The sequence below is a fragment of the Pseudoalteromonas pernae genome, assembly GCF_039831865.1.
GTDB lineage: Bacteria > Pseudomonadota > Gammaproteobacteria > Enterobacterales > Alteromonadaceae > Pseudoalteromonas > Pseudoalteromonas pernae.
Map to the genome: position 1 here is coordinate 2,501 of NZ_JBDODM010000005.1, position 16,355 is coordinate 18,855.

The 16,355-nt window shown below is 46.3% G+C and carries 13 protein-coding genes; 4 read left to right on the forward strand and 9 right to left on the reverse strand.

Annotation, left to right across the window (positions count from 1 at the left end; translation table 11 throughout):
• Window positions 1–3 precede the first annotated feature (3 nt).
• Window positions 4–861: a tetratricopeptide repeat protein gene (locus V1358_RS12585; protein WP_347393756.1), complete on the reverse strand. Its 858-nt coding sequence runs from the start codon at window positions 859–861 to the stop codon at window positions 4–6.
• A gap of 76 nt (window positions 862–937) precedes the next feature.
• Here V1358_RS12585 and V1358_RS12590 point away from each other — a divergent pair, with 76 nt between their 5' ends.
• Window positions 938–2,254, forward strand: a complete 1,317-nt coding sequence (locus V1358_RS12590; RefSeq protein WP_440589893.1) for a M20 metallopeptidase family protein — start codon at window positions 938–940, stop codon at window positions 2,252–2,254.
• Here V1358_RS12590 and V1358_RS12595 read toward each other — a convergent pair.
• From V1358_RS12595 to pomA, 3 genes are all read right to left on the reverse strand, one after another.
• Window positions 2,251–4,173, reverse strand: coding sequence for a DNA topoisomerase III (locus V1358_RS12595; protein ID WP_347393757.1), 1,923 nt, complete (start codon window positions 4,171–4,173; stop codon window positions 2,251–2,253). The two genes, V1358_RS12590 and V1358_RS12595, sit on opposite strands and share 4 nt — an antisense overlap.
• Before the next feature lie 111 nt (window positions 4,174–4,284).
• On the reverse strand, window positions 4,285–5,211 hold the full coding sequence (locus tag V1358_RS12600) for a flagellar motor protein MotB (RefSeq protein WP_347390691.1): 927 nt from the start codon (window positions 5,209–5,211) through the stop codon (window positions 4,285–4,287).
• A gap of 2 nt (window positions 5,212–5,213) precedes the next feature.
• A complete protein-coding gene (gene pomA / locus V1358_RS12605) occupies window positions 5,214–5,975 on the reverse strand; it encodes a flagellar motor protein PomA (protein WP_347390690.1) in 762 nt (253 codons plus the stop codon).
• Window positions 5,976–6,268: 293 nt separating this feature from the next.
• Here pomA and V1358_RS12610 point away from each other — a divergent pair, with 293 nt between their 5' ends.
• The 3 genes from V1358_RS12610 (at window position 6,269) to dxs (ending at window position 9,445) form a co-directional block, all read left to right on the forward strand.
• The gene (locus tag V1358_RS12610) at window positions 6,269–6,508 is read left to right on the forward strand and encodes an exodeoxyribonuclease VII small subunit (RefSeq protein ID WP_347390689.1); all 240 of its coding nucleotides are present in this window, start codon (window positions 6,269–6,271) and stop codon (window positions 6,506–6,508) included.
• Between the two features lie 8 nt (window positions 6,509–6,516).
• Entirely contained in the window at window positions 6,517–7,404 is an 888-nt protein-coding gene (ispA, locus tag V1358_RS12615; RefSeq protein ID WP_347393758.1) for a (2E,6E)-farnesyl diphosphate synthase, read from the forward strand.
• 175 nt (window positions 7,405–7,579) lie between these two features.
• Window positions 7,580–9,445, forward strand: a complete 1,866-nt coding sequence (gene dxs, locus V1358_RS12620; RefSeq protein WP_347393759.1) for a 1-deoxy-D-xylulose-5-phosphate synthase — start codon at window positions 7,580–7,582, stop codon at window positions 9,443–9,445.
• A gap of 47 nt (window positions 9,446–9,492) precedes the next feature.
• On the opposite strand, the gene V1358_RS12625 is transcribed toward dxs, so the two are convergent.
• The 5 genes from V1358_RS12625 to nusB all read right to left on the reverse strand — a co-directional run bounded on the left by V1358_RS12625 (window position 9,493) and on the right by nusB (window position 16,349).
• A complete protein-coding gene (locus V1358_RS12625; RefSeq protein ID WP_347390686.1) occupies window positions 9,493–11,166 on the reverse strand; it encodes a methyl-accepting chemotaxis protein in 1,674 nt (557 codons plus the stop codon).
• A gap of 143 nt (window positions 11,167–11,309) precedes the next feature.
• Complete coding sequence (locus tag V1358_RS12630; RefSeq protein WP_440589894.1) at window positions 11,310–14,423, reverse strand: ligand-binding sensor domain-containing diguanylate cyclase; 3,114 nt, start codon at window positions 14,421–14,423, stop codon at window positions 11,310–11,312.
• Between the two features lie 9 nt (window positions 14,424–14,432).
• Window positions 14,433–14,915 (reverse strand): phosphatidylglycerophosphatase A family protein, encoded by a 483-nt coding sequence (locus V1358_RS12635; RefSeq protein ID WP_347393760.1) that lies wholly within the window; start codon window positions 14,913–14,915, stop codon window positions 14,433–14,435.
• Between the two features lie 2 nt (window positions 14,916–14,917).
• A complete protein-coding gene (gene thiL / locus V1358_RS12640) occupies window positions 14,918–15,895 on the reverse strand; it encodes a thiamine-phosphate kinase (protein ID WP_347390684.1) in 978 nt (325 codons plus the stop codon).
• Between the two features lie 43 nt (window positions 15,896–15,938).
• Window positions 15,939–16,349: a transcription antitermination factor NusB gene (nusB, locus tag V1358_RS12645; RefSeq protein WP_347390683.1), complete on the reverse strand. Its 411-nt coding sequence runs from the start codon at window positions 16,347–16,349 to the stop codon at window positions 15,939–15,941.
• Window positions 16,350–16,355 lie beyond the last annotated feature (6 nt).

A 16,355-nucleotide genomic window follows, 5' to 3' on the forward strand; every position in this document is an offset into this window, starting at 1 on the left:
CTATTAATAGAGAATGCTGTATAGTTTGCGTCGATAAGTCGCGGCTACTGCATCCCCCTCGGGTAGCGTGGCAATAATGTCTAGATAGAACTTCTTCGCTTCACCAAAGTTAAGATCTTTCGCTAATACAGTAAACAATGTTTCAAGCGCTTCTTCTTTTCTACCCGCTTCATTAAGAGCTACCGATAACTTAACTTTGTTTTCGAGGTTTGTTGGGTCTTGTTCCACGGCTTGTTGCAACGCTCTGATCTCTGGAGAGTCTTGTGCTTGCTCTGCTAGTTCCAATTTTGCTTTGATGTTGTTGAAGTATGCGTCTTGCTCCGCAAGTGCGATAGTTTCAATTAATGCTTTAGCATCTTCTAGGCGATGAATTTGAATACAGATATCCGCAAGTACAAGTTTAATGCGTGAGTTGGTCGCATCAATCTCATAAGCCTGTTTTGCATATTTAAACGCTTCATTGAGGTTTTCGGCCGCTAAGGCTTCTTTTGCCTGTTGTAATAATGCATCTTGTGGTTGTGGCAGGTGCTTTTGCAGTGCTTCTTTAATTTTTTGCTCACTTTGCGGTCCTGGTAGCATATCGACAGGCGCGCCGCCTTTGAGAATGACCAATGTAGGTAATGCTTGCAAACCAATTTGCTGAGCAAGCTGGGCGGCAAGTGCTTGTTGCTGATCGCAATCGAGCATTGCCACCACAAGATTCTGTTGATACTGCTGTGCTAAGCCATCAAGAATACGTGCCTGATCTTGGCACTCAGGGCTCTGTGCAGAGAAAAAGCTTAGGGCAACGATATTCTCTTCTGATGTTTGTCCTAATACCTGCTGGATGTTTTCAGCGGTTACTTGAATTTTGTTCGTCATGGTTAAGTTGCCATCTATTTAGAATTACGCTTTGATATGGAGGCAAAGCTAATTATTACAAGTCTTAAGGATTATTATGGGATTTCTACATAAAATGACAATGGTCGGTACCGCGATTGTGCTGGCTGCTACTGTCCCAGTCCATGCAAATATCGATGTAAAAGAAAGCCTCCCTGAACTCGAGAAAATCTACCTCGACTTACATCAATCTCCTGAGCTTTCTTTCTCTGAGAAAGAAACCGGCAAAAAAATCGCTAAACAGCTTAAAAAGCTTGGTTTTAGCGTAACGGATGAAGTCGGCGGTTACGGTGTTGTTGGTATCATGAAAAACGGCGATGGACCAACTGTGATGATCCGCACCGATACTGATGGCTTACCCATTACTGAAGAAACAGGCGTACCGTATGCGTCGAAAGTAACTGTGACTAATAAAGAAGGTGCACAAGTAGGCGTTATGCACGGCTGTGGTCATGATATTCACATGACCAGCTTTATTGGCACAGCACAACACTTAGTTGCCAACAAAGATAAATGGCAAGGTACATTGATGATGGTTGCCCAACCAGCTGAAGAAGTGGGTGCAGGTGCAAAAGCAATGCTTAAAGAAGGGCTATTCGATAAATTCGCAAAGCCTGATCACATAATCGCTCTGCATGTGAGCGCCAGTGTTCCCGCTGGCAAAGTGGCACTTAAGCCTGAATACACCATGGCGAGCGTTGATTCAGTGGATATCCATGTAAAAGGTAAAGGCGGACATGGCGCATATCCTCACACAACTATTGACCCCGTAGTCATCGCATCACGTATCGTGCTGGCATTGCAAACTATTACTAGCCGTGAGCTATCGCCACTGGAGCCCTCGGTGGTCACAGTGGGCTCTATCCACGGCGGTTCTAAACACAATGTGATTTCAAACGAAGTAAAGCTGCAACTCACATTGCGTAGCTATAACCCTGCGGTACGCGAACAGCAAATCGCTGCCATTAAGCGCATTACTGCCGGTATTGCCGCAAGTGCAGGTTTGGAAGAGTCACTTTACCCAGAGGTGGTCGTTCATGAGGGCGAGTCTATTCCCTCTACCTATAATAATCCTGAACAAACAGCGCGCGTAACCTCTGCAATTAAAGCAGCAATTGGTGAAAGTAATGTTGAGTTGACTGAGCCAGTAATGGCTGGCGAAGACTTTGGTTTGTTCGGGCGCACCGAGGACAACCTGCCTATCACCTTATTTTGGTTAGGTGGCGTTAATCCTGACACTTACAACGATGCAATGGCGAACAATACACAATTGCCTTCATTGCATTCAAGCAAGTTCGCACCTGATTACCAAAAGGCGATCCCAACCGGTGTTAGCGCAATGAGTAATGCCGCTGTCGCTTTGTTTAACGACTAAACTGACGCTTTAGTACTTTTCGGGCGCGGGCTTTTTCTTCTCGCGCCTTTAAACTTTCTCTTCACCTGACTTTTGATATGCGCAAACTGGCGACTGTCGCAGGTTTTTGCTTCTTCAATTAACGAACCTAACTGCCCCAATAATGGCTGCATAAAGTCTTCATACTTCAGCTGCTTTTCTGCTATTTGCGCCAGCGCCATTTCCCAGTGCGCGGTCATATCTGGGGTCGATAGTGTTTCTGGAAGTGCATTAATCAGCGCCACGCCCGCGTCGGTTGCAATTATCGATTTACCATTTCGCGCTAAAAAGCCACGCTTAAATAACAGCTCGATAATACTCGCGCGTGTCGCTTCGGTACCAAGGCCGTCTGTTTCGCGTAGCACTTTACGTATGTCTTTATCTTTCACATAACGACTAATTGCCGTCATTGCTGACAAAATAGTGGCATCGGTAAAATGTGCTGGAGGCGTAGTGTTTTTATCAAGTCGGCGTGCATCTTCACACAATACCTGCTCGCCAACTACCAAGGTTGGCAATGCTTGTACTTCTTTGTCTTCCTTTTTGGGCAGCAATACTTTGTAGCCAAGTTCAATTTCTTCTTTGGCTTTGGTGGTAAATTTTCCACCTGCAATATCGACTTCTACGTCGGTCTGGTTATAACGATAAGCTGGCATAAACTGCATCACATATTGGCGACAAATGAGCTCATAAATCTGACGCTCTGTGCTAGTTAATTGTGCTGAAGTCTTTTTGTTGGTCGGTACAATGGCATGGTGCGCAGCAACCTTAGTATCATTAAAACAGCGTACTTTCTTGGTGGTGTTAACCGTGCTCAGCTGTTCTTGAGTAAACACACCATTAGCAACAACACTATCAATAATGTTTTTCGCTTGGGAAAAATGGTCGTTAGGCAGGTAACGATTATCCGAGCGCGGATAGGTAATTAAGGTATGTTTCTCATACAGGCTTTGACAGGTGTCGAGCACCACTTTCGCGGCAAGCCCAAAACGTTTCGCCGCATCAATTTGCAGAGCAGACAGGTTATAAGGAAGGGCTACCTGTTCTTTTTTCTCAGCTCGCTTAACATCAGTGACCGTTCCTTGTTGACCAGTGATACGTGAAATCACGTTATCAGCAAGAGCTTTAACGAGCACTCGGCCTTGGTCATCTTGATAAGGCTGACACGCTTCACTCGGTTGCCATTTTAATGTAAAGCCTTGTTGATTTTGGGTGCGCATCAAGGCTTCAACTTCATAAAAAGGTTTGCTTACAAACTCATTTATTTCCTTATCACGCGCTACCACTAGGCCTAGCACAGGGGTTTGCACGCGTCCTACCGACAACACACCTTGATATCCCCCTTTTTGCCCCGCAAGGGTGTAAGCCCGGGTCAAATTCATACCAAATAGCCAATCTGCACGGGAGCGAGCCAACGCCGATACACTCAAAGGGATAAAATCAGCATTGGCGCGCAACTGCGATAATGCTTTTTTCACTGCCGGTAAGTTTAAATCACTGATCAGCAGTCTTTGGATACTTTGCTTTTTAGCCGCACTTATATTTGCTTGAGAAATGACTTCATCAACAAGTAGCTGCCCTTCTCTATCTGGATCACCAGCATGCACGAGTTGCGAAGCTTGCTTGATCAACTTTTTAACTAAGGAGAGTTGTTTGCGAGTTTTGCTTTTTGCTTTCAACTGCCACTGCGCAGGAATAATAGGCAGATGCTGCAATTGCCACTTTTTATAAGCTGCATCGTAATCGTCGGGTTCAGCTTGTTCGAGCAAATGGCCGATGCACCAGGTCACGCAATCGCCATTACCAAGTTCAATGTAACCCTCTTTTTTATTGTGGGGTTTTGGCAGGGCCGCGGCAATGGCACGCCCTAAAGAAGGTTTTTCTGCAATATATAGCTTCATAGCACAACAACTGTTTATCCATACAGTAACGACAGTGTAGTGTAATTTCGCGCGTGATGAAAGAAGATTAAAGCTCGGTGTACGCGAGTGCACACCGAGATGAGAACTGTATTACTGAACGACTTCAATAGGTTCAGACTCTTTGGCCTTACCCTGCATGATGGAGATCTCAACGCGACGATTGCGCTTACGATCATCGTCAGTTTCATTGGGGACGAGTGGTCGCGTATCTGCATGCCCTACGACAACCATCCTCGTTTTATCAAACCCATCTACCTTTTGCATTTCACTGGCAACCGCAACAGCACGCTTGGCACTGAGATCCCAGTTATTGGTGTAGAGCTCGTTCGATACTTGGAAATCATCGGTGTGACCGGACACAGTGATCTCACCCGGCACGTCTTTTAATAACACAGCGATTTCTTGCACGATAGGCTTAAATTTCGGCTGTAAAAACGCACTCCCTGAGGGGAAAGAGCCATTTTCGCGAATACGAATAATGATCTGTTGACCAAGTGATTCAAGTTCAATCGCGCCATCAATGATTTGTTGCTCAAGTTGCTGCGCAATTTTCTTCACGAGATCGTTTACGCGCTCTTGGTCAGCGGCGGCAATGGCTTGTTGCTGAGACTGTTCTTCTGCGGTACTGGCAGACTCACCACCACGCTGCTCGCCCCGTTGTTCTTGACGACCACCTGCAGAGTCTTCTTCCCCAGCTTGAAACTCAAGCATTTGCTGAGTCATTTCTACAGTTTGCTGTTGGATTGTTTCAATCGGCGTCGGATCAGGGCGACCCGGTTTGAATTCCATCGCAATAACGCTGGTACCTTTGGGAATGTCTTTTACTTCGAGTTTATTTTGCACACCGAATGCGAACTTCATCGAACCCGCTATTTGCTTAAACTTAAGCACATCCATCTCTGAGAAAGCCAGAAGCAGTACGAAGAAACACATCAGTAGTGACATTAAGTCAGCAAATGTCCCCATCCAAGCCGGTAGCCCGGGGGGAGGACATTTACACTTTTCCTCATCCGACATACCTACTCCTCGGTATCAACCTGGCGCTTAGACTCAGCCAGATAGTTCTTCAAGATACCTTCAATTACTTTCGGGTTTTGACCGTCTTGGATACCTAAAATAGCATCCAGAATAAGACGCTGATTCAGCTCTTCTTCGCCTTTGCGCAGTTCGAGTTTAGATTGAATTGGAATGGCAACAACGTTCGCTAAGAATGCACCATATAATGTAGTAAGAAGCGCAACCGCCATGGCTGGACCAATTGCTTTGGGGTCATCCATGTTCGAGAGCATCGCTACTAGACCGATTAGCGTACCAATCATCCCCATCGCTGGAGCAACATCGCCCAACGCTTTAAACAGGCCTGCGCCTTGTTCATGGCGAGTCGTCGTCAACGCTATGTCTTTTTGCAACGTTGCGCGCACTACGTCTGCATCGTGGCCATCAACCAACATATCGATGCCTTTGCGCATAAATTTGTTCGAGATTTCTGCTTCTTCTAAAGCAAGGAAGCCACCTTTACGAGCAGAGTCAGCCAGTTCAACTGCTTTCTCGATCAATTCATCTGGTGATTCAATTTTAAACATGAAGGCTTTTGCCGCGACTTTACCTATGGCAAAAAACTGGCCCATGGTGAAGTTGGCTAATACAACAAACAGTGAACCGGCGAAAACGATAAGTATGGACTGCGTATCAACGAAGATACTAATGTCTCCACCGAGTACCATAGCCATCACAACGAAGCCGATTGCCCCGAGAATACCTATTATGGTTGCTAAATCCACACGTCCTCCACCCACTGTCACTGCTTTAGTGCACCTCAAGACAAGCGTATGCTTTGGTGCCTAAAATTCTGTCGTTATTATAAATACTCTTAAGCTATCGGCAACTTGCTGAATTACTTGAATCATTTTTTAAAGCTTAATCTAACATTAATAGCGTTAGTAGACTTTAGTTGTTTTAATAAAATTAGCAGTCTTAAGCTGCTTTGCAGTGAAATTATCTCGTGCACTTTGACCAAAATGCACAATACCCCTAAAATTGGCGCTCTTATAAATCAGTAACGAGCGTAAAGGCAATGGCCCAAAAAAAACCAGAAAACCTCAGTTTTGAGGACGCAATCAACGAACTGAGCCAAATCGTCACCGAAATGGAACAAGGTGATATGCCTTTAGAGCACTCACTTAAGCAGTTCGAACGCGGCATATCGCTAGCCAATGTCTCTGCGCAGAAACTAGATTCTGCACAACAAAAAGTCAGCATGCTGATGAGCAATGATCTCAATGCTGAATTAACACCAATGGATGACCAAGAGTAGTGTTACCAGTGGAATTAAAAAATGCGTTAGCGCAAGCACAAGACGATGTTGTCACGACACTGGAACATTATTTTGCGACCCAAAGCGCGGCACAAGCTCGCATCCTAGCTGCAACCCAATACAGTGTTCAAAACGGCGGAAAACGACTACGTCCCTTCCTTGTATATTGCGTTGGCAATATGTTGGGTGCTAACAAAGCGGATCTCGATAAAGCCGCAGCAGCAATTGAATGTATTCACAGTTATTCCTTAGTGCATGATGATTTACCGGCCATGGATGACGACGAGCTTCGCCGGGGTCGCCCTACTTGCCACATCGCCTATGATGAGGCCCATGCAATTTTAGCCGGTGATACATTACAAACCATCGCCTTTGAACTGCTCAGTGGTGCCGAATTTAGCATCGATGCCCGCGCACAATTAAAACTAGTCAACGCATTGAGTAAAGCTTCGGGTTTGCTAGGTATGGTCGGTGGCCAAGCGCTCGACATCGAAGCCACGGGCAAAACCATATCGCTCAATGAGCTTGAACAAATACACAAAGCAAAGACAGGAGCGCTGCTTAGCTGCGCGATTGAACTGGGCTATTTATGCGCGCCGAACGTAGAACAAACAACTAAACAGGCGTTAGATAGTTACGGCAAAGCCATTGGTTTAGCGTTTCAAGTGCAAGACGACATTTTGGATATTGAAGGCGATACGCAAACATTGGGTAAGCCTCAGGGTTCTGATTTGGCGGCGAATAAAGCAACCTATCCAGCTCTGTTGGGGTTAGATGGTGCCAAACAAAAACTACAACAACTGTATGATGACGCCATCAGTGCGCTGGATGCACTGCCTTACGATACCGCCATTTTGCAACAGCTTGCACGGTACGTTATCGCTCGCGATCATTAATATATAACTGATTGCTGTAAGTACATACTCGCTCAACACATGTGAGTGCTAACAGCAAAGCTTCTCATAGCGACACAAATCGCACATGAGTGCACCCTAAGTTCTAAAAATTACTACAGATGGCCGTGCCCGATTTGTTATACTCGTGCCATCGCAGTGAAGGATAAGTAAACGCATGAATTTGGATAGTAGCAAGTATCCCCTCTTAACTCAGGTCGACGAGCCTGCACAACTACGCGATTTGGAGCAGCAAAAGCTCGGCGCGTTCAGCTATGAATTGCGGGATTACCTACTCAACTCCGTATCACAAAGCAGTGGCCACTTCGCCTCAGGTCTTGGTACTGTGGAGCTTACTGTTGCGTTGCACTACGTGTATAACACTCCTTTCGACCGTGTCGTGTGGGATGTGGGCCATCAGGCGTACCCGCACAAATTGATCACCGGTCGCCGTGACAAGATGCACACCATTCGTCAAAAAGACGGACTACACCCTTTCCCGTATCGCGGTGAAAGTGAATACGACACCTTTAGTGTTGGTCACTCAAGCACCTCTATTTCCGCAGCTTTAGGTATGGCAATTGCCGCCGAGAAAGAAGGTAAAGGACGCAAAACCGTTGCCGTTATTGGCGATGGCGCTATTACTGCTGGAATGGCATTTGAGGCAATGAACCACGCAGGTGATGTGAAATCAGACATGCTGGTTATTCTCAATGACAATGAAATGTCGATTTCGGAGAACGTCGGTGCTTTGAACAATCACTTTGCGCGTATTCTTTCTGGTAGTTTTTATACCAATATTCGCGAAGGCTCTAAGAAGTTACTTTCTGGTTTACCGCCAGTAAAAGAACTTGCCAGTCGCATGGAAGAACACCTCAAAGGTATGGTGATCCCGGGTACCTTCTTCGAAGAGCTTGGCTTTAATTACATAGGTCCAATCGACGGTCATGATGTCAACATGCTGGTCGACACATTACGCAATATGCGTAACTTAAAAGGCCCGCAGCTGTTACACATTAAAACGCAAAAAGGTAAAGGCTATAAGCCCGCTGAGGCGGACCCAATTGGCTATCATGCAGTGCCTAAGTTTGACCCAACTGAAAGTAAATTGCCTAAGTCGAAACCTGGCGCGCCAACCTTCTCTAAAGTGTTCGGTGATTGGCTATGTGATATGGCGTCACAAGACGCTGACTTAATGGCCATTACTCCTGCGATGCGAGAAGGTTCGGGCATGGTGCGCTTTTCCAAAGAGTACCCAAGCCAGTATTTTGATGTTGCTATCGCTGAGCAGCATGCGGTGACATTAGCTGCCGGTTTTGCTTGTGAAGGTCTAAACCCTGTAGTGGCAATTTACTCATCATTTTTGCAACGTGCCTATGACCAGCTTATTCATGATGTCGCCCTGCAAGAATTACCTGTGTTGTTCGCCATTGACCGTGCTGGTGTTGTCGGTGCTGACGGTGAAACACACCAAGGTACATATGATTTGAGCTTCTTACGCTGCATTCCTAATATGGTGATTATGGCGCCAGCCAATGCCAATGAATGCCGTAACATGCTCTATACAGGCCATAAACTGGATAAGCCAGCGGCGGTGAGATACCCACGTGGTAGCGCTGGCGAAGGTGCATTAGACGCGCAAATGCAGATGCTTGAAATTGGTAAAGGTCGTGTGCTGCGCCAAGGTAAAGGGACAGCCATTTTATCCTTTGGTACTTTGCTTGAGTACGCAGAACCTGCAGCTGAAGCGTTAGATGCGACCTTGGTTGACATGCGTTTTGTGAAACCTATCGATACCGCTTTGATTGAAGAGCTTATTGCGACGCACGACAACCTCGTCACCCTAGAAGATAACGTGATAGCAGGTGGTGCTGGTTCGGCAGTGACTGAATATTTAAGTCAACAAAAGCGCACAACACCTGTGCTGCATTTAGGCCTGCCAGACGTATTCATTAAACACGGTACACAACAAGAAATGCATGCAGAGCTTGGTTTAGACAGTGCCGGTATTGAACGCCAAGTGAAAGAATGGCTCGCTAAGTAAACGATTCGTTAGTTTAAAAAAAGGAGCCTTAGGCTCCTTTTTTTAATTCATAAATTAAAACGATTTACTTCACTGGTGAGCTTCGCGGCAATGCCATTGAGTTCATCAGATGAGTGCGCGACCTGTGTATTGAGTTCACTCGACTCTTGCGCATCTTGGCGAATGCTCTCTACCCGTTGCGCAATATCCTGCGAAACCTGCTCCTGCTCTTCAGCAGCGGTGGCAATGGACTGATTCATTTCATTGATATTGGTTACCAACGACTCAATTTCATGCAAGGATTCGCTCACCTGTGCAGAGCGCTCCACCGCCATGTTAGTGTCATCACTGCTGGAATTAATATCATCAGAAACTTGGCTGGTAAAGCGTTGTAATACGCTGAGTTTTTGCTGAATTTCTTCGGTAGCTTGCTGTGATCGCTTCGCCAAATTCCGCACCTCATCTGCCACCACAGCAAATCCACGCCCTTGTTCGCCTGCTCGAGCAGCTTCAATCGCCGCGTTGAGCGCAAGCAAGTTAGTTTGCTCAGCGATGCCATCAATTACTGAGAGAATATCAGTTACATCTTTTACGGAATCATGCAGTTGCGTGAGGCTTTGCGTCGCTGTATTAAGCGTGCTGGCGACATTTTGCACCGACTGCACACTAGTGGAAACGATGCTTTGCGCCGAAGCTGTGTTTTCATGGGCACCTTGCGCCGCATTAGCGGCATTCGTACAGTTCTTTGCGACCTCTTGCACGGCAAAAAGGTTTTCATGCACCGATGTCGCAATAACATCAATGGCCTCATTTTGCTTATGGCTCAACGATGAACTTTGCTGCGAAATACCATTTAGCTGCGTTGCTGCATCTGCCGCAGCACGAGATTGCGCTTGAATGTTACGCAGCAAACTCGCAAGTTTCTCTACCATCTCATCAAATGCATTGCCCAGCTGCGCCAACTCATCCTGACTTTGGGTGTTGATCCTCTGGGTTAAATCCCCAGCTGCGATACGCTGGGCTTTGGCAACAAGTTCAATAGTGACATTTATCACCCTCTTTTCGAGCCAGAAATAACACATGACCAATAGCGCTACGATGATAAATACCGCTGCGATACTCAAGACACTTTGACGGGCAACGCTCGATTGCACCTCAAGCAGTTGTTGTGTCGATAGCTCATCCAAACGTTCGATAAAGGTATTCACCGGAGCCATAATTTTCGCGACTTCACGCTCATAAGCATCATCGTGCAACATGTGAATCGCGTTCATCCAGTCTTGTTGCTCTTGTTGGGTCAGGTCTTCTATTTCCTTCCCTGCAAATGGTTTGATCAACGCAAATGCTGCCTCCTCGGTGCCTATCAAAGCGATGGAGTAATCATTGGATTGCTCGAGGTAGCGCAGTAAATCACCCGGCACATTGATCTCTTTAAGGCGGTCAAGATAAGCCATAGAACGACCATCCAACGCAGGAGCTTTTCCCGTAATTTGATCAACAATATGGTTATATTTATCAAGATACTGGCTATCAAGCGTAGCCACATATTGGCGCGCATTGATTGTTAAGTTGGTGGAGTTGGTCGCTGATAGTTTGGCTAAGTGACTTGATTGGTAGCGAAAAGAGGAAGAGTCGAAGCTACTGTCTAAACTCGTTCGTAAGTTTAATACCACCAACAACAATATAACTGCTATCAGCGTGATGATCGCAAACGCTGTTCTTAGTAGCGCTTTTATAGTCATGGCACCCTCTTTATTCTCGCTTTTAACTGAATTATGAGTCGCTTAGTAAAACGACATAGAATTCAGTGTAGTTCAATTTACGTACTGCAAATAAAGAGGATTAATTTTAGTTACTCGGTTGCGCCACAGTCACCGAAGCGAGTTTAGCGCATCCAGATTTTGATATCGGCTAGGCCGTTACTTTGTAAGGTCGCAATTTGCTCATCAAGGTTTTCACTTTGCTCAAACTCAAACGCATCAAGCTGATCGTCAAAGTTAATATGTGCACAACCGTCACCACCACGCTTTTTAACCTGATGCAAGGCGATGTCAGCAAGGTTCACGGAAGTTTCCCAACCTATCACTTGGCCACCGAGCAAAGGCATAGGATAACAAGACCAACCTATAGAAGCGCTGATATTCATCGACTTACCATTTGGTAGCTGGAAAGCCTTCTGGGCAATAGATTTACACAAGTTGCGCGAGAACTGGTTCACTTGGTTTAGTTCAAAGTCACGCAGCAAGAGTAAGAATTCATCACCACTCCAACGTGCCACATAGTCAGAACCTTGCGTACAAGAGTTCAGTAATGTCGCGAGCTGTTGCAAACAGCTGTCACCGCTAAGCGGGCCATAAGCATCATTAATGCGCGAGAAATTGTCGATATTTACAATCACCAACACCAAAGCACGACCTTGCTTTTGCAAAGATTCGGCGTTGCGTTGGTAGTGCTCAATGTCTTTTGGTAGCTGATCAAAGAGGAAACGACGGCTGCGCAGTCCGGTCAATTCATCTGAATGACTCACCAATTTCAATTGCGAGTTCACTTGGTTGAGCTTGTCGTTGGCATCACGTAGTTCAATGGTTCGCTCTTCTACTAAGCTTTCCAGTGCGGCTTGTTTACGGCGTTCTTGTGCTCTAAACACCCACAGCAATAGGTAGAAGGCCAAAAAGATGCACGATACGATGAGTAGACGGAAATACACGGTTTCGTCGAATCGTTTTGGTACTGTGAAAGCATATTGGGTGCTGCTAGCCTCTTCCCAATTACCACTGGTACGCTTGGCTTCCAACTTAAAGGTAAACGGCCCAGGCGGTAAATTGGTGTAAATCGCCTCGCGACGGTTATTAGCATAACGCCAATCGCTGTCTAACCCTGCCAATTGATAACGAAACTCCACTTCAGCAGGCGCGTAGAAATCAATCGCAGTGTAATTAATGGTGACATCGCGTTCGTCTGTTTCTAGTCTCGGGTTGATACCCAAGCCCCCCGTAAACAAGGTACGTCTTGGGGTAGCGATACTCTCAACTTGCGGCGATAAAGCATCTTGACCAAACAACTCAACGCTTTTAGGTATTTCGACAACACCTTGTAGACTTGGATACCAGATAGACGTGCCGTTATCTGCTACCGCATCATGGCCTAAACCTGCACAACATTGGCTAGCTTTACCGTCAAGTTGACGGTCATAGGATGAAATAACCTGTTCGACTTGCAAGTTCCCAATTTGATCGGAAAATTGCTCCACCGGCATTCGATACACGCCTTTCATGGTGCTGACCCAAATGCGCTTTAAATCATCATCGTAATGCAAACTGAAAATAGAGCCATAAGGCAGGCCATTGGATACATCCAACTGGTGCCAACGACCATTCACACTACGATAAAATAGACCATCGTTGAGGGAGCCTACCAAAGTGCCCACACCATCAACTTCGAGAATGCTGGTTACATAGGCGCTTTGCAGCGTGGTATTGTCACCAATGCGTTCAATACCTTTATCAGAGAAAATATAACCACCTTGGCTGGTACCAATCAGGCCATAATTGCCTTTATCCAACACGAAGGTGATAAATTTAGAGTCCATTACCGCATTGTAGTTAAACGGCGTTAGGCCGTTATAACCCATGCGATACATACCGCGACCTGTACCGAACCACAAGCCACCAGACTTAGCTTCACTGATCGCAAACACTGGGTTGAGTCGCAGCTCACGAGCGTCGATATTAAAGAGTTCTTCATTTTCAAAATACAGCACCCCGCGGTCAGTGGCGATGTATAAGCGATCGCCCACAAAGTGCAAGTCATGCACCGCACTGCGGCGTAACTTGGTGCGCGGAATACGATTAATGAAATTATTGTCTTGGTCGAAATAACCAATACCCGAGCGATTGGCAACCCACAGCTGACCGTTAGGAGATAAGGTAATGGCCATGACCGCTTCAGTCATGCTCGACAGCGCATTATGACGCTCTACTCGACCTGCGTGCGCAAGCCACAAGCCTTCACTGAAGCTCGCCAGCCAGATGTTGTTTTGGTCATCACGGTAGATATCTGAAAACCAGATACTTTGGTCCAGTGCTGATGGCTCTACCCACTGCCACTCTTGTGAGTTATCGCGATACAACAGACGACCATAGGTTGAAATCCACAGGGCACCGTCTGAGTCACTCATAAACTTGTATACAGCAGCATTACTCGCATTCGGCAACGCAAACGGACGCAGTTCATCATCAATATCGAGGAAATAAGCACCTAATTCAGAGGCAAGATAAAGCGTGCCTTCAAGCCATGCGAGGTCGTGGATAATTGTCTGAGCTAAGCGCTCTGGTAACGTCACCCGTGCAGTGATTTTTAATCGCAAACGCGATGACGACGAAGACATGTTAGACAAGCGCAGTAAGTAGTTCTCACTGACTAACCACACCCCTTGTGGCGACAAGGCCATTTTGCTTACTGAAATCTGGTTGATAGCCGTCAATCGGCTTTGAATACGACCACTACGGCGGCGTTGATCTTCATCGAGGTGAAATGCGATTTGATTACGCTCAATGTAGAAAAGCTCATTGGCAGCAACCCAAATGTTACCCTTATCGTCTTGGAGAATATCGCGTACCGGATCACTAATGCCAAATTGGAAGTAGTTCATGGAATCAGGGTCGAGGACAGAAACCCCTTTTTTAGTGCCGATCCACAGCAAGCCTTCTTTATCAATTAGGAGTTTATTGATGGCATTACTGCTAAGAAAGTTGCTATTTTGTTCGTTGAAATTGGTGAAGTGTTCGCCGTCAAAACGGCTAAGGCCAAACTGGGTGCCTACCCAGATATAACCTTTATTGTCTTGCGTGACGCTTTTGAGAGATTGCGACGGCAAGCCATTACGGGTGTTCCATTGTTTAACAACATAGTCAGTGATTGATGCAGACGCACCAAAGGTTACCAAGGTTGCACACATCAGTAAGAGTGACTGAATAAACCGCTGCAATGTCACACCCATGTTCAAATCTTATATTCCAGGCAAATAACCTACTTTAATTAACGCTTGTAGGCAAATAAGAGAGCACACACCCGCTAAAATATCATCAGCCATGATCCCCAAACCACCATGCAAGCGCTTATCGAGCATGCGAATTGGTCCTGGCTTGGCAATATCAAAAAAGCGAAATAAGATAAATCCCACCACCAAGGTTTGCCAACTAATCGCCGCGCCTATCATGGTGATGTAAAAACCTGCTACTTCATCCCAAACAATAGCTGGGTGATCGTGCACGCCCAAATCTTCCGCGGTTTTACCACATGCCCATACGCCAACAAAGCATAGCAGCAATGCGAAAACCAATTGCATCCAAATCGGTGCACCCATACTCATAAAAATAAATGGCAGTGCTGCAAACGTACCAACAGTTCCCGGAGCTTTTGGGCTTAAGCCTAAGCCAAAACCAAGACCAAGTAACTGATGAGGACGACGTAAGTTAAATGTTTCAGCCATTACTAACACGTTTCATCCCCAACAAAGTGTTCGAAACCAAGGCCTGGGGCTTCAAGCTTTTTATCCCCTTCGAACAACTCAATTTTGCCATCACCACCACGAATTTGGCCAATACACACAGCATCGATACCGTATTGGCTAAGCTTGTTATCTAGCATTGCCTTGTGGTTTTCTGGCACAGTATAAAGCAGCTCATAATCATCGCCGTAGGCAAGTACGTAAGGCCACTTTGCCTCACCTTCAATGCTTTGGCGAAACGCTTCCGTTGTCGGAATTTTATCTGCGTACACTGTGGCACTGACTTGTGACATTTCCAAGATATGCTTCAAATCAGCCAGTAAGCCGTCGGAAATATCAATTGCTGAGCTGGCATAACCACGCAACACTTGACCCGCAGCAACACGCGGCGTCGGATATTCAAGTTTATGAGTTAGCTTCTTTAACCACTCAGGAGCAATATCTAAGCCTTGCTTACGTGCTTCCACAGCCAGACCAGCATCACCCAGTGGGCCTGTGACGTAAATCCAGTCACCCGGTTTCGCGCCACCTCGAGTGATCGCTTTGCCTTTTGGTACTGTGCCTTTGGCACATACGGTAACCGTCAAAGGACCTTGAGTGGTATCGCCACCAATAATTTGTACATTGAAGTACTCTGCGATTTCGTGCATTCCCGCGGTAAACTCTTCCAGCCACTGCATATCTGCATGTGGCAACGTTAATGCCACTGACACCCACGCAGGCTCAGCACCCATCGCTGCCAAATCACTTAGGTTTACTGCAATCGCGCGATGCCCTAGAGCTCGCGGAGAAATATCTTCAAAGAAGTGAACGCCACAGACCATAGTGTCTGTTGTGACTGCCAGTTGGCTATTCTCAGGAATAGTCACCAGTGCACAGTCATCCCCAATACCGAGATTCACATCGCGACGAGTAATGCCGCGGCCTTTGAAATATCTATTTATCAATTCAAATTCTTGCATACACAAAAAAGCCGGCCTTGGCCGGCTCTCCTTGTTTTAGAGCTTAGCTTCGTAGTTCCTTTACGGCCTTATCAAGAACGCCGTTAACGAACTTGTGGCTGTCGTCAGCACCGAATGTTTTTGCTAATTCGATGCCTTCGTTGATTGCTACCTTATAAGGCACATCTTCGCGGAACTTAAGCTCATACGCGCTCAGACGCAAAATAGCCTTCTCAACCATATCGATGTCTTCGTATGGGCGAGTAAGGTGCGGAGCGAGCACCGTATCTAACTGTTTAAAGTTAACGGCAACGCCTCGAGCCAGATCTTTGAAATACTCAACGTCTACTTTAGATACGTCGTTTTCGATCAACATGTTTTGCTCGATATCGGCAATTGGATTACCGCTCATTTGCCATGAGTAAACGGCTTGTAGTGCCAATACGCGTGCTTTGCGTCTTGCTGCTGGTTTCACTGTGAA

Excerpts from the sequence above, each read along its gene's own strand:
- V1358_RS12585 (WP_347393756.1), bottom strand. The coding sequence starts at position 861 with ATGACGAACAAAATTCAAGTAACCGCTGAAAACATCCAGCAGGTATTA.
- V1358_RS12590 (WP_440589893.1), top strand. The coding sequence starts at position 938 with ATGGGATTTCTACATAAAATGACAATGGTCGGTACCGCGATTGTGCTG.
- V1358_RS12595 (WP_347393757.1), bottom strand. The coding sequence starts at position 4,173 with ATGAAGCTATATATTGCAGAAAAACCTTCTTTAGGGCGTGCCATTGCC.
- V1358_RS12600 (WP_347390691.1), bottom strand. The coding sequence starts at position 5,211 with ATGTCGGATGAGGAAAAGTGTAAATGTCCTCCCCCCGGGCTACCGGCT.
- V1358_RS12610 (WP_347390689.1), top strand. The coding sequence starts at position 6,269 with ATGGCCCAAAAAAAACCAGAAAACCTCAGTTTTGAGGACGCAATCAAC.
- dxs (WP_347393759.1), top strand. The coding sequence starts at position 7,580 with ATGAATTTGGATAGTAGCAAGTATCCCCTCTTAACTCAGGTCGACGAG.
- V1358_RS12625 (WP_347390686.1), bottom strand. The coding sequence starts at position 11,166 with ATGACTATAAAAGCGCTACTAAGAACAGCGTTTGCGATCATCACGCTG.
- V1358_RS12630 (WP_440589894.1), bottom strand. The coding sequence starts at position 14,423 with ATGGGTGTGACATTGCAGCGGTTTATTCAGTCACTCTTACTGATGTGT.
- V1358_RS12635 (WP_347393760.1), bottom strand. The coding sequence starts at position 14,915 with ATGGCTGAAACATTTAACTTACGTCGTCCTCATCAGTTACTTGGTCTT.
- thiL (WP_347390684.1), bottom strand. The coding sequence starts at position 15,895 with ATGCAAGAATTTGAATTGATAAATAGATATTTCAAAGGCCGCGGCATT.